A 14,927-nucleotide genomic window follows, 5' to 3' on the forward strand; every position below is an offset into this window, starting at 1 on the left:
GACGCCGTCTGCGTCGGCGGCGAGCACGCCGACGAGGCGACGGCCGTCGAGGTGCGCGACGCGGTCGCCACCGCCGTCATCGAGGGCGTGCTGCCCGAGGAGCGCCTGGCCGACGCCGCTCGCAGGGTCCGCGAGCTGGCCGCCTGGGCCGTCTCCTCGGGCAGCGCCACAACCCCCGCCGACCGGAGGGGCCGGATCGTCCTCAGCCGGCACCGCTCCCAGGCCCAGCAGGTGGTTCCGGACGGGCACGCCCACCCGGCGGGCCTCGTGGCCGTGGACGGTCACGAGGAGGCGGACGGGCCGGCGGCGGTCGACGGGCGCGTGTCAGTGGATGGGCCGGCGGCGCTCGACGGGCACGTGGCGGTGGACGGCCACGCGGTCCTGGACGGCCACGCGGTCCTGGACGGCCACGCGGTCCTGGACGGCCACGCGGTCCTGGACGGCCACGCGGTCCTGGACGGCCACGCGGTCCTGGACGGCCACGCGGTCCTGGACGGCCACGCTGTCATGGCCGGGTCCGCGACCCTGGACGGGGCCTGTCATGGCCGGGTCCGCGACCCTGGACGGGGCCGCGACGCGGGGTGGGCGCCTGCTCCAGGGCGGCCACATCGGTCTCACCGCCGCCCGCCGCGCGATCCGGGTCACCCGCAGATCGGCAACCCCGGTGCTGCCCCTCGCCTCGGCCCCGTACGTGGTGGAGCTGGCTCCCGAGATGAACCTGGCCATCGACAAGAGCACCCCCTGGGGCGTGGGGGAGCCGCTGGGCGGGCTGCTGCCCGGCACCACCGTGACCAGGCTCACCGCGGGCGAGACCAACGGGCCGGCCGCCGAGCGGCTGATCCGCGAGAGTGGCGGGCGCCCGCTGGTGGTCGTGGTCCGGGACGTGCACCGCCACGCCTGGCAGGAGGAGGCGGTGCGTCACCTGCTCAGCGCCCGCCCCGACGCCGTCGTGGTGGAGATGGGCCTGCCCGAGCGCTCGGACCTGGGCGCGGTGCACATCGCCACCTACGGCTCCGCGAGGGTCTGCGGCCAGGCCGCCGCCGAGGTGCTCACAGGCAGGCTCTGACCCCCGGGGAAGGCCCGCCTACGGCGTGAACGAGGAGACGCCCCCGTCCACCGGGATCACGGTGCCCGTCAGGTAGGCCCCGGCCCGCGAGGAGAGGTAGATCGCCGCCCCGGCCATGTCGTCGGGCCGCCCGATGCGGCCGAGCGGCACGCCGGAGGCGACCAGCTCCCGGCTCGCCGGGTCGTCCAGGGCGAAGGCCATCATCTTCGACTCGAACGGTCCCGGCGCGATGGCGTTGACCGTGATGTGCTCGGGGGCGAGCTGCCTGGCCAGGTGACGGGTCAGCATGTGCACCGCCGCCTTGGTGGCCGAGTAGGCGTAGGTCTCCATGGGCGGCACCCGGATCCCGTCGATCGAACCCACGTTGATGACCCGGGCGGGGTCGCCGGGGCTCGCCGCCGCCCGCAGCCCGGGGAGCAGCCGCCGGGTCAGCGCGAAGACGCCCTTGACGTTGATGTTCCAGAGCTTGTCGAAGGCGTGCTCGGGATACTCCTCCAGCGGCGCCCCCCAGGTGGCGCCCGCGTTGTTCACCAGCACGTGCAGGGGGCCGTCGACCGCCGAGGCGAGCTCCTCCACCCCCTCCGGCGTGGACAGGTCGGCCGGGACACCCGTGCACCCCAGCTCGGCCGCCGTCTTGCCGACCTCCGCCGCCTTGCGCGCGGAGATGAAGACCGTCGCCCCCGCCTCCACGAAACCCGCCGCGATCATGCGTCCGATGCCCCGGGAGCCACCGGTGACCACGACCGTCTTGCCGTCAACCGAGAACAGTGTCATGACTCGGAAGCATGCCATACCGACCGGTCGGTCGCCACGTCGACGTCACACGCCCGGCAGGCGGCCGTTCCGGAACAGGTCGACGAACCTCTGGTGGTCCTCACGGGCCTGCGCCCCGTACCGGTGCGCGAAATCCACCAGCATCGCGATGAACCCCGGCCGGTCGCCGCCCACCACCGCCACGATCGACTCCTCGGTCGAGAAGTCGACCAGATCGTGGCTCGACTCGTCGTCCGCCACCGCGTGCATGCGCGCCACCGCCCGTCCCAGGTCGCGCATGATCGAGGCCAGCTCGTCCGGCTCGTTCACGTCGTCCCAGTCGAGGTCGGCGGAGTAGGGCGAGACCTCCGCCACGAGCTGTCCCACGCCGTTCAGCGTGGTGTAGCCGAGCCACGGGTCGGCGTAGGCCTGCAGCGCCCGCTGCGACTCGGCGGTGCGGTGCCCCTGGTGGCGGAAGTATCCGGCCACCTTCTCGTCCGGGATGTGCCGGGCCACCGCGGGCACCTGCGCCTGCTTCATGTAGAGGATCACATCGTTCTCCAGGGCCTGCGTATGCCCTTCGAGCAGCAGGTTGTACGACGGCAGCCCGGCCGACCCGATGCCCACGCCCTTGCGCAGCGCCACGTCCTTGATGACGTGCTCCACGGAACTGGTCTCCCCGGGCAGCGTCGTCAGGTAGTCCTCGAACGCCGCCAGCACCGCCTCGCGCGTCGCCGGATCGACGGCCTCGCGCCCGTCCATGATCGCGAACTGCCGCTCGTAGTCGTGGATCACGGTCTCGACGTCCAGCAGCGCCACCCTGGTGTTCAGCCGGGCGGTCTGCAGGACACGGTGCAGCACGCCGGTGGTGGTGGCGAGGGTGAGCGAGCCGACCGCGTCGTCCCCGCCGTGCGCGATCCCGGTCAGCTCGTCCAGGTAGGAGGCGCCGAAGCCGCTCACGAGCGAGCCGATCGCGTCGTCCGACAGCGCCTTGGCGTACCCGATCAGCGCCACGCTGGCGGCGAAGCGCTTCAGGTCCCAGGTGTACGGGCCGACGTACGCCTCGTCGAAGTCGTTGACGTTGAACACCAGCACGCCGGAGGCGTTCATGTAGGTGCCGAAGTTCTCCGCGTGCAGGTCACCGTGGACCCACACCCGGCTGGTCTGCTCGTCCAGGTACGCCCCGTCGGCGTACGCGCCGGTCATGTCCGCGTAGAACAGGCACGCGCTGCCCCGGTAGAACGCGAACGGAGAGGCGGCCATCTTCCGGAACTTCCTCCGGAACGCGGCGGGGTCATGCTTGATCGACTCGCCGAACTCCGCCATGAGGACGTCCAGCACGTAAGAGGAGCGTTGGCTCATAGACGGACAGTAAGGCGTCCCGGCCCTCCACGCCTATCCTGTCCGGCGAGTGTCGGGGCCGGTGCCATGGTGCTCGCTCATTCTCTGGGCAGTCCCAGCGTGCGCTCGGCGATGATGTTGCGCTGGATCTCGCTCGAACCGGCATAGATCGTGTCCGCCCGGCTGAACAGGTAGAGCCGCTGCAGGTCGTCCAGCTCGCCGCCGCGCGCGACGAGCCCCGCCTTCCCCTGTACGGCCTGGGCCAGCTCGCCGAGCCTGCGGTGCCACTCCGACCAGTAGAGCTTGCCGATCGACGCCTCGGGGCCGGGGTCGGGCCGCATGGTCCGCAGCGCGTTCAGCCGCATGATCTCCAGCTCCAGCCACGCGCGGACCAGCCGGTCGCGCAGCACCGGGTCCCGCGCCGCGCCGGTCCGCCTGGCCGTCGCGATCACCCGCTCCAGCTCCCGACGGAACCCGATCTGCTGGCCGAGCGTGGAGGCGCCCCGCTCGTACCCGAGCGTGGCCATCGCGACCCGCCACCCGTCGCCGGGCCGGCCCAGGATGTTCTCCGCGGCGGTGACGGCGCCGTCGAAGAACACCTCGTTGAACTCCGACGTGCCGGTCATCTGGACGATCGGCCGCACCCGCACGCCCGGCTGCCGCATCGGCACCAGCAGGTACGACAGCCCCCGATGGCGCCGCGAACCCGGCTCGGTGCGGCACAGCACGAAGCACCAGTCGGCCACGTGCGCCAGCGAGGTCCAGACCTTCTGCCCGGTGATCACCCACCGGCCGTCCTCCACGCGCGCCGTCGTGCGGACGCCGGCCAGGTCCGAGCCTGCCTCCGGCTCGGAGTAGCCCTGGCACCACAGCTCCTCGCCGCGCTGGACGGGGGGCAGGAAGCGGGCCTTCTGCTCCTCGGTGCCGAACTCCAGGATCGTCGGGCCGAGCAGCCCCTCGCCGATGTGGCCCACCCGGGCGGGGGCGTCCGAACGGGCGTACTCCTCGTGGAAGGCGACCTGGTCGGCCAGGGACGCGTTCCGCCCGCCGTACCGCTCCGGCCAGGCCAGGCAGGTCCAGCCCGCCTTGCCCAGGTGGCGCTCCCACGCGAGCCTGATCTCGTGCCCCTCGTGCTCGCGGCCGGGGCCGCCGAGCCCGCGGGCGCGGGCGAACTCGCCCGTCAGGTTCCGCTCCAGCCACGCCCGCGCCTCCTCGCGCAGGCTCAACGGAAGGCCCCGTAGCCGCCGCGGAAGAACAGCAGCGGCCCGCCGTCGGCGTGCGTGTCGAGCTGCAGCACGCGCGCCACCACGATCATGTGGTCGCCGGCCGGGTGCTCGGCCTCGACCGAGCAGTCCATCCAGGCGAGCGACCCGTCCAGCACCGGGTTGCCTCCGGGCGAGCCGGTCCATCGCAGCCCCGCGAACTTGTCACCGCCCTTGGCCGCCATCTGGGCGCACACCGGCTGCTGGTGCTCGGCCAGCACGTTCACGGTCAGCACCTTGGCGCCGCGCACCCTGGGCCAGCTGCTGCTGGTGTGGGCCACGCAGAACGCCACCAGGGGCGGATCGAGGGAGACCGAGGTGAAGGAGTTGGCCGCCAGGCCGCACGGCTCGCCGTTCACCGGGTCGAGCGCGGTGATCGCCACCACGCCGGTGGCGAACCGGCCGAGCACCTGCCTGAACCGCCGGCTGTCGAGATGGCCGTTCGCGGTCTCGGGGGATTTGCCGTTCGGCATGGGGGCTCCGTGGAGGGCTCTGCGCTGGTGGGGTGCCGGGCGGCCGGCACAGCCGTCCGGCGTGATCAGCCGGGCAGCGTGTGTGCTCATCGTGGCCTCCTCGGCGCCGCCGTCGTCGCTATCTTACCAAGCGCTTGCTTGGACGGTAGGGCGGCTCGTGGAGGCATGTCAAGCGATTCCCGGCCTCGCGGGCGCGCTGCCGCGTTGACATGCGGTGATTTTCGGGCCTAGCGTGACAATGTGGCCAAGCGCTTGCTTGATTTTCGGGATCGCGCGGCGGTCGCCGGGGTGGGCTACACGCCCTTCTCCAAGGACTCCGGCGTGAGCACGCTCACCCTCGCCTGCCGGGCGATCATGGCGGCCCTCGACGACGCCGGGCTCGCCCCGGACGACGTGGACGGCCTGGCCACCCACCGCGTCGGCGACTCCGCGGCGCCCTCCCTGGTCGGTCCCGCGCTCGGCGTGCACGACCCGAGCTGGCACCTGGACCAGTTCGGCGGGGGCAGCGTCTCACACGCCGTCGTGGGCCAGGCGGCCCTGGCGGTGGCCGCGGGCGTCGCCGAGACGGTGGTCTGCTACCGGGCGATCAACGCCCGCTCGGAGTTCCGCATGGGCGGCACCGGCCGGGGGCTCCCGGTCAGCCCGGAGGTCCAGTACCAGGCCCCGTACGGGTTCTTCGCGCCGCCGCAGCAGTACGCGATGTACGCCCGAGCCCACATGCTGAGATACGGCACCACGGCCGAGCACTTCGGCCGGATCGCCGTCACCCAGCGCGCCAGCGCCGCCAGGAATCCCCGCGCCCTCATGCGCACGCCGATCACCCTCGACGACTACCTCGCCAGCAGGTGGATCGCCGAGCCGTTCCGCCTGCTCGACTGCTGCCTGGAGACCGACGGCGCCTGCGCCCTGGTCATCACCTCCGCCGAGCGCGCCCGCGACCTGCGCCGGCCGCCGGTGCTCGTCTCGGCCGCCGCCTGGGGTGGAGGGCAGTCCCACCTGTCGGGCGGCCCCGCCGACCCGACGACCACCGCCGCGGCCGCCCTCGCCCCTCGCCTGTACGCCCAGGCGGGACTCGGCCCGGCGGACGTCGACGTCGCACAGCTCTACGACTGCTTCACCTACTCGGTCATCGTGCAACTGGAGGACTACGGCTTCTGTCCCAAGGGCGAGGGCGGGCCGTACGTGGCCTCCGGCGCCACCGCCCTGGACGGGCCGCTGCCGGTCAACACCCACGGCGGCTTCCTGTCCGAGGGCTACGTCCACGGCGTCAACCACATCGCCGAGGCGGTCTCACAGCTGCGCGGCGACGCGGGCGACCGGCAGGTTCGGGGGGCCGAGGTCGCGCTCTCGACGGCCCAGCCCGGCTACGTCCTCCCGGCCACCTCGGCCCTCCTGCTCAGAAAGGGCTGACCTCATGTCCGATCTCATGCCCGGCCCGCTCCGAGGCGCCCTGACGCCCGACCGGGACTCGGCCCCGTGGTGGGAGCGGGTGCGGCGGCGTGAGTTCGCCGTGCAGCGGTGCGACACCTGCCGGACCCCTCGTTTCCCCGCGCGGGCGTTCTGCCCCGCCTGCCGCACCGAGCGGTGGCACTGGGAGGCCGTCGAGCCGGAGGGGACGGTGGAGAGCTGGATCGTCAACCGCCGGGCCTTCGGTCCGGGGGACGGGCGGCCGTACGTGGTGGTCATGGTCCGGCTGGCGGGGGTGCCCGGCTGCCTGCTGTACGGGAGCTGGGAGGCGCCCTCCCGCGAGCCAGTGGGCGGTGAGCGGGTCAGGGGCGTCTTCGTGGGACCGGCCGGTGAGGGGCCGACGCTGGTCGGCTGGGAGCCGGTCGTGCGATGAGGCGGATGCCGCCCCGCCGTACAGGTTGGGTATGGCGGTGGCAAGCGGCGCGCGGCGGGAGCCGGCCCGCGCCGCGGAGGGCGCTACGACAGAGGGAGTCGGGACAGAGGGAGCCGGGAGAGAGGAACGCGCGCCCTGGCGGGCGTGGGGGACCCGCCAGGACGCGCTTCCTGCCCCATGTGCGGCGAAGTCAGGACTCCGGCGAGGGATGGAGTCCTAACCCGGCTGATCGCGCATGGAGTCGGTGGGGGAGTGCGGAGACTCCGGACGCCGGTAATGCTCGGCCGGCAGGAACGGCACGAGCTCGCCATTCCCGTTGCTCTGGCTGGTGTGACCGAGACCTTGGCGGGGCAACCCGTAACGCAGTAAACGTGTTGCATCGCGTGGGTCTCGCCAGGACGGGTATGGCCTACCCGCGCGGCCCGGCAACACCGGCTCTCACCCCCTCCGGCCTTTCGATGGATTTGTACCAACGAATGGATGATGCTGCTGTCGAGGCGCTTTGGTCAAGGGGTTGTGGCCTGCTAGAACCAGATCGTCTAAATTGTTGGAACAAAAGGGGTGAGAGTGGCAAGGTCGGTGCTGTATCAGCAGGTGGCTTCAGAACTGCGGAAGGCCATCTACTCCGGTGAGCTCGGCCCCGGAGCGCAGCTGCCGACCGAGGCTCAGCTCATGGAGGACCATGGCGTGAGCCGCAACACGGTCCGGCTGGCCCTCGGTGAGCTGGTCAACGAGGGCCTCGTCACGCGCACCCCCCGCCGGGGCACGGTCGTCAGGGACCGCAGGCCGCTGCTGATCTATCCGCAGCGGGAGCTGGAGCCACAGCCCATGGGCGAGCTGCGCGAGGCCTTCGCCTTCGCCGTGGCCCAGGAGGGCCGCGAACCGAGCCAGCTCATCGAGGTGCTGACCGTCACCCCGGTCGAGGAGATAGCCAGCAGGCTGGAGCTGTCGGAGGGGGAGCTCGCCGTGGTGCGGCGGCGGCTCCGCTTCGTGGACGGCCAGCCGTACAACACCAACGACTCCTACTTTCCGCGCGACCTGGTCGCCAACTCGGAAATCGCCAGGCCAGGCGACATCGCGCGCGGAGCGAACCGGGTTCTGGAGGAGCTCGGGCACGAACAAGTTCGGGTTGTTGACGACATTTGGGCGCGAATGCCCAACCAAGAGGAAGCTGAGCGGCTTCAATTGGAACTCGGCACGCCAGTTGTCGTGTATGTCCGAGTTGGTTACGACAGGGCTGATATGCCGGTGCGAGTCGCGGTGTCGGTGCTCCCCGCGGACAAGCACTTGATCAGGTACGAGCTCGACCGCCGCTAGTCGAGCTCCGTTGGGGGTGATCCCGCCGGCGGCCCGCCGCGAGTAATCCGGCCTCGCAGGGCTGGGGGAGTTGTGCATACTCCCCCGAATCCCGATTTATGCGTATATATCGCCTTTAGTCACAGTCCGAGCTACTGCGCCGCAGCACCTTCACGTTCCGTGAACGCTCGGACACGCTCCGCACCGAAAGAAGGGCGAACCATGCACTCCGACACCCTGCTCCACCCGCTCGCGCTCCGCCGTGCCGAACTCTCCGACCTCAGGGGCGTGCTCGCCCTCCTCGCCGACACCGCCGAATGGCTGTACAGCCGGGGGGTGACCCAGTGGCCCCGCGGCGGCTTCGGACCCGAGCGCATCGAACCGCTGATCGAGGAGCGCGTGCTGTACCTGGTGGACGACGAGCTGCGATACCTCGACCCCGACGTGGACGCGCCCCCGGTCGCCACGATCGCCGTCGACGGCCACGCGGACCCCGAGTTCTGGATGCCGGCCGACGGCCCCGACACCGCCCTGTACGTCCACAAGCTCGCCGTGGCCCGCCCCTGGGCCGGCCACGGGCTCGGGGACGCGCTGCTCGACTGGGCGGGCGGAACCGCCTACGCCACCGGGCACCACTGGCTCCGCCTCGACTGCGCCAAGGCCAACCCGGGCCTCCAGGACTACTACCGCCGCCGCGGCTTCCGCCACATCCGCACGGTCGACCTCCCGCACCGCGCCTCGGGCGCCCTCTTCCAGCGCACCGCGGACGACACCCTCGTCACCGCCTTCCGCGACCTCACCATTCCCGAACTCATCAGCGCCTGACCCGCGACCCGCCCCCGCCGCCCAGCGGACAGCGCTCATCGCGTGACAGACCGGTCGTCCTCGGGCCCCCAAGCCCCGGGGACGGCCACTCCGGGCTCGGGTGGCCCGGCTCCGGCCCACCCCGGGTCTCCTGAGGAGATCTGCTGGGGCACCAGGGGCGGGGGTGGCGGACTTTCGGTCCCTATGCCGCCGGAATAGGGCAGAGCACCCTATAACCTCTCCTGCATGACCGGTTCCCTCCTAGAGGTGATCGCGCTGAACGTGCGCGACGCCGTGGCCGCCGAACAGGGTGGCGCCGACCGCCTGGAGGTCGTCGCCGACATGGCGGCCGATGGGCTCACACCCGCGCCGGAAACGGTCGCCGCGATCGCCGCGGAGTGCCCGCTGCCCCAGATGGTGATGCTCCGCCTGGACGCCTCCTTCACGGCCGACGCCGATGTGCTCGACCGGCTGAGCCGCGACGCCAAGGCGCTGGCCCAGGCAGGGGCGGCCGGGTTCGTCTTCGGGTTCCTCGACGGGGCGGGAACGGTGGACCTGGCCGCCACCGAGGCGCTCATCCACGCGGTGTCGCCGCTGCCGTGGACGTTCCACCGCGCCGTCGACCAGGCTGCCGACGTCCACGCCGCCTGGCGCGCCGTACGGCTGCTGCCGAACCTCGCCACGGTCCTCACCTCGGGCGCGCCCACCGGGGTCGGGGACGGCCTGCCCGTGCTCAAGGGCCGCGCCGAAGCGGGCGACGCCTCGATCATCCTGGCGGGCGGCGGCCTCAAGCCGCGCCACGTCCCCGCTCTGCTCGACTACGGCATCCGCGCCTTCCACATCGGCTCGGCGGTACGGGAGAGCTGGTCGGATCCGGTGGACTGGGGCCTCGTCCGCCGTTGGCGCGCCCTCGTCGACCGCGACTGACCCGCTCGGTCATGCCAGGGCGGCGTCGGCGCGCTGGAGGGCGGCGGCCAGGGTCCGGATCGTGGCGGGCTCGTCCATGACGCCGCCACCCGCCTCCCGCTGCCCCTCCCAGGCCCGAACCCGTTCGCGGTAGGCGTCGTAGCGGGCCAGGTGGAAGGCGTGGACCGTGGCGAAGCGGCTCACCAGGTGCGACGGGTGCATGTCCCACCCCTGGTAGAACCCGTGCCGCAGCGAGTGCCGGACCAGCTCGGAGTGCCGCCGCCACAGCGCGCGCACGTCGGCCGCCGAGCCGGAGGCGGGCGAGGCGGCCAGCGACCCGTCGGACAGCTCCACGCCGGTGCCCGCGAACGCCACCTGCATCACGTGCCTGGCGTGGTCGCACGCGGGATGGTCGAGCCGCTGCTCGTGCGGCGGCAGCCCGATCGCCGCCGTGTAGTCGAACACCCCGAAGTGCGCCGCCGCGAGCCTCCCACCGAGCGCCGCGGCCAGGTCGCCGCGCAGGAACTCCAGCGTCTGCGGCGCCTCCACCTGCATCTCGAACCGCAGCCGCACCCCCAGCCCGGCTTCCAGCCGTTCCAGGAAGGCCGCGAACTGCCGCAGGTAGCCCTCCATCAGCACCTTGGGGAACGTCACCGTGAACCCGGGCGGCAGTTTCCCGGCCCGCGCCACGACCCCGGTGACGAACCCGTCGAGCGTCCGCACGGACCGCCCCGGATCCCCGTCGGCGAACGACTTGACCCGCAGCCCCCACCGCCGTGGCAGCGTCCCGGCGGCCCGCATGGCGGCCACCGCCTCCGCCGCCCGCTCCACGTGCCCGTCCTCCTCGCCGGGGCGCACGCCGTAGCCGTCCTCGAAGTCGATCCGCAGGTCCTCGACCGGCTCGCGGCCGAGCTTGCGCAGCACCCGTTCGCGTACGGCGGGCGCCAGTTCCTCCGGCACGCCGAACACCTCGGCCACCTCGCCGGGACCGGCCAGGTGGGCCTCGGCCAGGGCCAGCGCCTCGGCGCCCCAGCCGGAGACGGTCGCGGCGGAGAACCGGTCGGCGGGCACGTAGACGGTGTGCACCGGCTGCCACCCCGGCCCGGAGGCCGGAAGGCGCGCCTGCTGCGCCCGATAGGTCTCCTCGAACCCGGTCAGGGGAACGTCCGCCACGGTGACACGCATGGGTGCACCCTAGCCGCACCCCGCCGGGCTGTGCCCCGTCAGTGGCCGCCGTCAGTGGCCGCCGTGAGTGGCCGCCCCTGGGAGGCGCGCCGGTCAGGGACGGCAGGCGCGGAGCATGGCGTCCAGGCCGACCAGCTTGACCCGTTCGCCGCGGCCCAGCGACCGCCCCAGCTCCGTCTCGGCCGCCTCGATCGCCAGCCACTCCTCGTACGTCACCGGCCGCACCCCGCGCGAGGCCAGCAGCGTGTCGGGGTCCGCCCGCACCCGGTCACGGCCCGACAGATCTGACAGGAGCGTGCGGACGGTCTCCGCCGCGTCGGACTTGTTCGTGCCGATCACCCCGGTGGGGCCGCGCTTGAGCCAGCCCGCCACGTACTCGCGGTCGCGCACCCGGCCCGCCTCGTTCGGCACGGTCATCGTCTCCCGGGAGAACGGCACGCCCGGCAGCGGGACGCTCTGGTAGCCGACCGAGCGCAGCACCATGCCCACCGGCAGCGTCTCGAACTCGCCGGTGCCCACCACGCGGCCCTCGGGGGACAGCCGGGTGCGTTCGAGCCTGAGCCCCTCCACCCGGTCGGCCCCGAGGATCTCCACCGGCCGCAGCCAGAAGCGCACGTCGAGGCGGCGCGGCCGGCCGACTGGCGCCCGCTCGGACCACGACCGCAGCACGTCGAGGTTGCCGCGCACCTGGCGCGGGAAGTCGCCGCCGAGCACGGCCGCCTCGTCCGGGCGCACGCAGACGTCGGCGTTGGCCAGGTCGCCCAGCTCGCGCAGCTCCTTCAGGGTGAACTTGGCGTGCTCGGGCCCCCGGCGGCCGATCATGTGGATGGCCTTGACCTGGCTATCGCCGAGGCGTTCGAGCACGTCGTGGGGCACATCGGTGGAGCGCAGCTCCTCGGCGGTCTTGGCCAGCACGCGCACCACGTCGACGGCCACGTTGCCGACGCCGATGACCGCCACCTCGGGGCTGTCGAGCGTGAAGCGCGACGGCTCCACGTCGGGATGGCCGCAGTACCAGTTGACGAAGTCGGTGGCCGCGACGCTGCCCGGCAGGTCCTCGCCGGGGATGCCGAGCCTGCGGTCGACCATCGCGCCCGTGGCGTAGACGACGGCGTCGTAGGCGCTGAGCAGGTCGGCGACCGACACGTGCTCGCCGAGCGTGACGCCGCCGAGGAAGCGGACCTGGGGCAGCTCCAGGACGCGGCGCAGGTAGTTGGCGATCGACTTGATCGAGGTGTGGTCGGGCGCGACGCCGTATCTGACCAGCCCGTACGGCGTCGGCAGCCGTTCGAGCACGTCCACCTCGACCGGCTCCTGGGCCTGCTTGACCAGGGCCTCGGCCGTGTAGATCCCGGCAGGGCCCGACCCGATGACCGCCACGCGCAACGCCACGTCGCCTCCCGGTCTCGTGATTGCCGCCTCAGGATGATTCTTCCCTGTGGGCCGCGCTATGTCTCGTGGGTTCCGGCGCGGGAGCGGAGGGCGAGCTTGTCGATCTTGCCGTTGGCGTTCACGGGCAGGGCGTCCACCACGATCACGCGCCTGGGCACCTTGAAGTTGGACATGTTCGCCTTCGCCCAGGCGAGCAGCGCCGGAACGTCCACCGCCGTCCCGGGCCGGGGCACCACGTACGCCCAGCCCGCCTCGCCCGCGGCCGGGTCGGGCACGCCCACCACGGCTACCTGGGCCAGCGAGCCCTCGCGCAGCAGCAGCGCCTCCACCTCGGCGGGGGAGACGTTGAAGCCGTTGACGATGAAGAGATCCTTCTTGCGGTCCACGATGGCGAGATTTCCGGCCGTGTCGAGGACGCCGATGTCGCCCGTGTGCAGCCAGCCGTCCTCGTCGACGACCTCGGCGGTCCTTTCGGGGTCGTCCCAGTAGCCGCGCATCACCCCGTAGCCGCGCTGCAGGATCTCCCCCCGCACCCCGGCCGGGACCTCCTCACCCCGGTCGTCCACGACCTTGATCTCGACGCCCGGCACCGGCCGGCCGGTCGTCGAGGCGACCACCTCCACGGGGTCCCCGGCCCTGGTCATGGAGACGACCGTGCCCTCCATCAGGCCGTACGCGTTGATCATCCGTTCCAGGCCGACCCGCTCGACCAGCCTGGTGATCAGCGCGGGCGGCACGGCGGCGGCCCCGCAGATGGCCACGCGCAGCGACGACACGTCCCACTCGCCCCGGTCCAGCTCGTCCAGGAGCCGGTGGAACAGGGTGGGCGGCCCGGCCAGGATGCTCGCCCGGCCCGTGGAGACCAGCGCCATCAGCGCGTCAGGGGTGAAGACCCGGATCGGCGTCATCGTGGCCCGACGGAGCACGCAGGCGACGAGCCCGGCGTTCAGCCCGAATCCATGGCTGAAGGGCGCGATGACCGGATAGCGGTCGCCCTCGCCCAGGGTGACGATCTCGGCCCAGTCCCAGTAGCCGCGCAGCACCTGGGCGTGGTCGAGCATGACGCCCTTGGGCATGCCGGTGGTGCCCGAGGTGGACATGATCTCGCACAGGTCGTCCGGCCGTACGGCGAGTGCCCGCTCCTCGGCGGCCTCCACCGGCACCTCGGCGCCCCGTGCCCTCAGCTCCGAGGCCGTCAACCGCGCCTTCCCCGGTGGCGGCCCCGGTGGTGGCCCCGGTGGCGGCCCCGAGGGCGGCCCCGAGGGCGCCGTGTCGGCGACGACGGTGTGGCGCAGGCCGGTCCGTGGCGGGAGGAGGTCCGCCAGCAGGACGCCCTGCGCCCCCTCACCCGTCAGCAGCACCTCCGAGCCCGTCTTCCGGATCACCGCGGCCGCCTCCAGGCCCTTGTACCGCGACGAGAGCGGCACGACGACCCCGCCCGCGAGCCAGACGCCGAACGCCCGCTCCACCCACGAGCGGTCGTTCACGCCCCACAGCGCCACCCGGTCCCCCGGGGCGACCCCCAGCGCCATCAGGCCCCTGGTCACCTCCGTGGCGGCGGACAGGAGGCCGTTCATGGTCACGAGCTTGCCGCCGTCGTCGATCACCGCCGCGTCCGGGTGCCGTGCGGCCTGGTCGCGCAGCATGCGTGGGAGCGTTCCCCAGTCCGGCACCGGTTGCATGGCTCTCGCGCCTCCTCCGTCGTGGGCCAGGGGCGATCAGGGGCGATCAGGGGCGGCCCAGGACGGGGGACGGCGTGACGAGCGCGCGGTCGCGGCCGAGGTGGTGACCGCGCAGGTCGTTCAGCACGCCGGGGCTGGGCGTCTCGGAGACCGCCGGCGCTATCTGCAGGCCGATCGAGATCGGGGTGAGCGCCCGCAGCGCCTCCTGGATCCTCGACCGCCACATGGGGTTCTCGACCAGGCTGGCCCGGCTGAACGTCACCGTGAGCACCGCCGAGTCGAGCGTGCCCTGCCTGCTCACCGTCAGCTCCCAGCGGGACACCCCGTCGATCTTCGACAGCGTCCTGCCCAGCCGGGGCAGCGAGAGCCACACGCCGCGCACCAGCACGTGCTCGCCGACCGTGTGCTCGGGCGCCGGGACGCCCGCCCCCTCGCCGCCTTCCCCGGTACGCGTCACGTGCCCGGTGCGCAGCACGGCGTCGCCCAGCGTGGAGTGCCCGGACAGCGTGATCACCAGCTCGGCCGGCCCGGAGGCGTGCCGCGGCGGCAGCGGCTCGTCCTTGTCGAGCGCGGCGAGCCCCAGCACGCCGTCCGCGAGCGGCGTGAGCGGGTCGCCCTCCGAGGCGCGCCAGGCCAGGGCCGCGCCGCTGAACGGGCTGGCGTACACCTCGCACACCGACGCCTCGAACTCGTCCGCCAGGTGGGTCATGGTCCGCTTCGAGGCGATCTCTCCCGTCAGGACGATGTTCCGGAGCCCCAGGTCCAGCGGGTCGAGCAGGAACTCCAGGTGCAGCCTGGCCAGGAGGTCCATGGCCCCGGTCGGCGTGGCGACCAGCGTGGTGGCCTTCAGCGCCGACAGGGCGTGGTGCAGGCGCATGCGGCCCCGCGGCCCCACCGAGGCCGCGGCGGCGGCGACGCCGGCGGCGG

16 protein-coding genes are annotated in these 14,927 nt (G+C 72.8%); 6 read left to right on the plus strand and 10 right to left on the minus strand.

The window, feature by feature from the left end; translation table 11 throughout:
- Together DQW85_RS44345 and DQW85_RS46700 are read right to left on the minus strand one after the other, a co-directional pair.
- A partial coding sequence (locus DQW85_RS44345) for a hypothetical protein (protein ID WP_205314999.1) occupies window positions 1-285 on the minus strand: 285 nt, incomplete at its 3' end.
- A gap of 39 nt (window positions 286-324) precedes the next feature.
- Window positions 325-543: a hypothetical protein gene (locus DQW85_RS46700; protein ID WP_240197043.1), complete on the minus strand. Its 219-nt coding sequence runs from the start codon at window positions 541-543 to the stop codon at window positions 325-327.
- Between DQW85_RS46700 and DQW85_RS09225 the strand changes: the two genes are divergently transcribed.
- Complete coding sequence (locus DQW85_RS09225; RefSeq protein WP_240197044.1) at window positions 542-1,066, plus strand: hypothetical protein; 525 nt, start codon at window positions 542-544, stop codon at window positions 1,064-1,066. The genes DQW85_RS46700 and DQW85_RS09225 overlap by 2 nt on opposite strands.
- A gap of 18 nt (window positions 1,067-1,084) precedes the next feature.
- Here DQW85_RS09225 and DQW85_RS09230 read toward each other — a convergent pair whose 3' ends face one another.
- The 4 genes from DQW85_RS09230 to DQW85_RS09245 all read right to left on the minus strand — a co-directional run bounded on the left by DQW85_RS09230 (window position 1,085) and on the right by DQW85_RS09245 (window position 4,895).
- Window positions 1,085-1,840 carry an SDR family oxidoreductase gene (locus tag DQW85_RS09230; protein ID WP_205315000.1) on the minus strand — a complete coding sequence of 252 codons (756 nt, stop codon included), beginning with the start codon at window positions 1,838-1,840 and terminating at the stop codon, window positions 1,085-1,087.
- A gap of 45 nt (window positions 1,841-1,885) precedes the next feature.
- Complete coding sequence (locus DQW85_RS09235; protein WP_113699949.1) at window positions 1,886-3,181, minus strand: DUF2252 domain-containing protein; 1,296 nt, start codon at window positions 3,179-3,181, stop codon at window positions 1,886-1,888.
- Between the two features lie 77 nt (window positions 3,182-3,258).
- Complete coding sequence (locus DQW85_RS09240; protein ID WP_113699950.1) at window positions 3,259-4,386, minus strand: acyl-CoA dehydrogenase family protein; 1,128 nt, start codon at window positions 4,384-4,386, stop codon at window positions 3,259-3,261.
- Window positions 4,383-4,895, minus strand: coding sequence for a flavin reductase family protein (locus tag DQW85_RS09245; RefSeq protein ID WP_113699951.1), 513 nt, complete (start codon window positions 4,893-4,895; stop codon window positions 4,383-4,385). Before DQW85_RS09245 ends, DQW85_RS09240 begins: the two co-directional genes overlap by 4 nt.
- Before the next feature lie 240 nt (window positions 4,896-5,135).
- On the opposite strand from DQW85_RS09245, the gene DQW85_RS09250 reads away from it, so the two are divergent.
- The 5 genes from DQW85_RS09250 to DQW85_RS09270 all read left to right on the plus strand — a co-directional run bounded on the left by DQW85_RS09250 (window position 5,136) and on the right by DQW85_RS09270 (window position 9,762).
- Entirely contained in the window at window positions 5,136-6,305 is a 1,170-nt protein-coding gene (locus tag DQW85_RS09250) for a thiolase C-terminal domain-containing protein (protein WP_240197045.1), read from the plus strand.
- 4 nt (window positions 6,306-6,309) lie between these two features.
- A complete protein-coding gene (locus DQW85_RS09255) occupies window positions 6,310-6,735 on the plus strand; it encodes a Zn-ribbon domain-containing OB-fold protein (RefSeq protein ID WP_240197046.1) in 426 nt (141 codons plus the stop codon).
- A 567-nt stretch (window positions 6,736-7,302) separates the two neighbouring features.
- Complete coding sequence (locus tag DQW85_RS09260) at window positions 7,303-8,052, plus strand: GntR family transcriptional regulator (RefSeq protein ID WP_240197047.1); 750 nt, start codon at window positions 7,303-7,305, stop codon at window positions 8,050-8,052.
- A 201-nt stretch (window positions 8,053-8,253) separates the two neighbouring features.
- A complete protein-coding gene (locus DQW85_RS09265) occupies window positions 8,254-8,856 on the plus strand; it encodes a GNAT family N-acetyltransferase (RefSeq protein WP_113699953.1) in 603 nt (200 codons plus the stop codon).
- Window positions 8,857-9,081: 225 nt separating this feature from the next.
- Entirely contained in the window at window positions 9,082-9,762 is a 681-nt protein-coding gene (locus tag DQW85_RS09270) for a copper homeostasis protein CutC (RefSeq protein ID WP_113699954.1), read from the plus strand.
- A gap of 9 nt (window positions 9,763-9,771) precedes the next feature.
- Here the strand turns inward: DQW85_RS09270 and DQW85_RS09275 are convergent, their stop codons facing one another.
- The 4 genes from DQW85_RS09275 to DQW85_RS09290 all read right to left on the minus strand — a co-directional run.
- Window positions 9,772-10,926, minus strand: a complete 1,155-nt coding sequence (locus tag DQW85_RS09275; RefSeq protein WP_113699955.1) for a DUF6986 family protein — start codon at window positions 10,924-10,926, stop codon at window positions 9,772-9,774.
- 93 nt (window positions 10,927-11,019) lie between these two features.
- Window positions 11,020-12,318: an FAD-dependent oxidoreductase gene (locus DQW85_RS09280; RefSeq protein ID WP_240197048.1), complete on the minus strand. Its 1,299-nt coding sequence runs from the start codon at window positions 12,316-12,318 to the stop codon at window positions 11,020-11,022.
- Between the two features lie 56 nt (window positions 12,319-12,374).
- Window positions 12,375-14,000: an AMP-binding protein gene (locus DQW85_RS09285; protein WP_240197049.1), complete on the minus strand. Its 1,626-nt coding sequence runs from the start codon at window positions 13,998-14,000 to the stop codon at window positions 12,375-12,377.
- A gap of 46 nt (window positions 14,001-14,046) precedes the next feature.
- On the minus strand, window positions 14,047-14,927 hold an 881-nt coding region (locus DQW85_RS09290), incomplete at its 5' end, for a hypothetical protein (RefSeq protein ID WP_113699956.1).

Source organism: Nonomuraea lactucae, from assembly GCF_003313395.1.
Lineage (GTDB): Bacteria > Actinomycetota > Actinomycetes > Streptosporangiales > Streptosporangiaceae > Nonomuraea > Nonomuraea lactucae.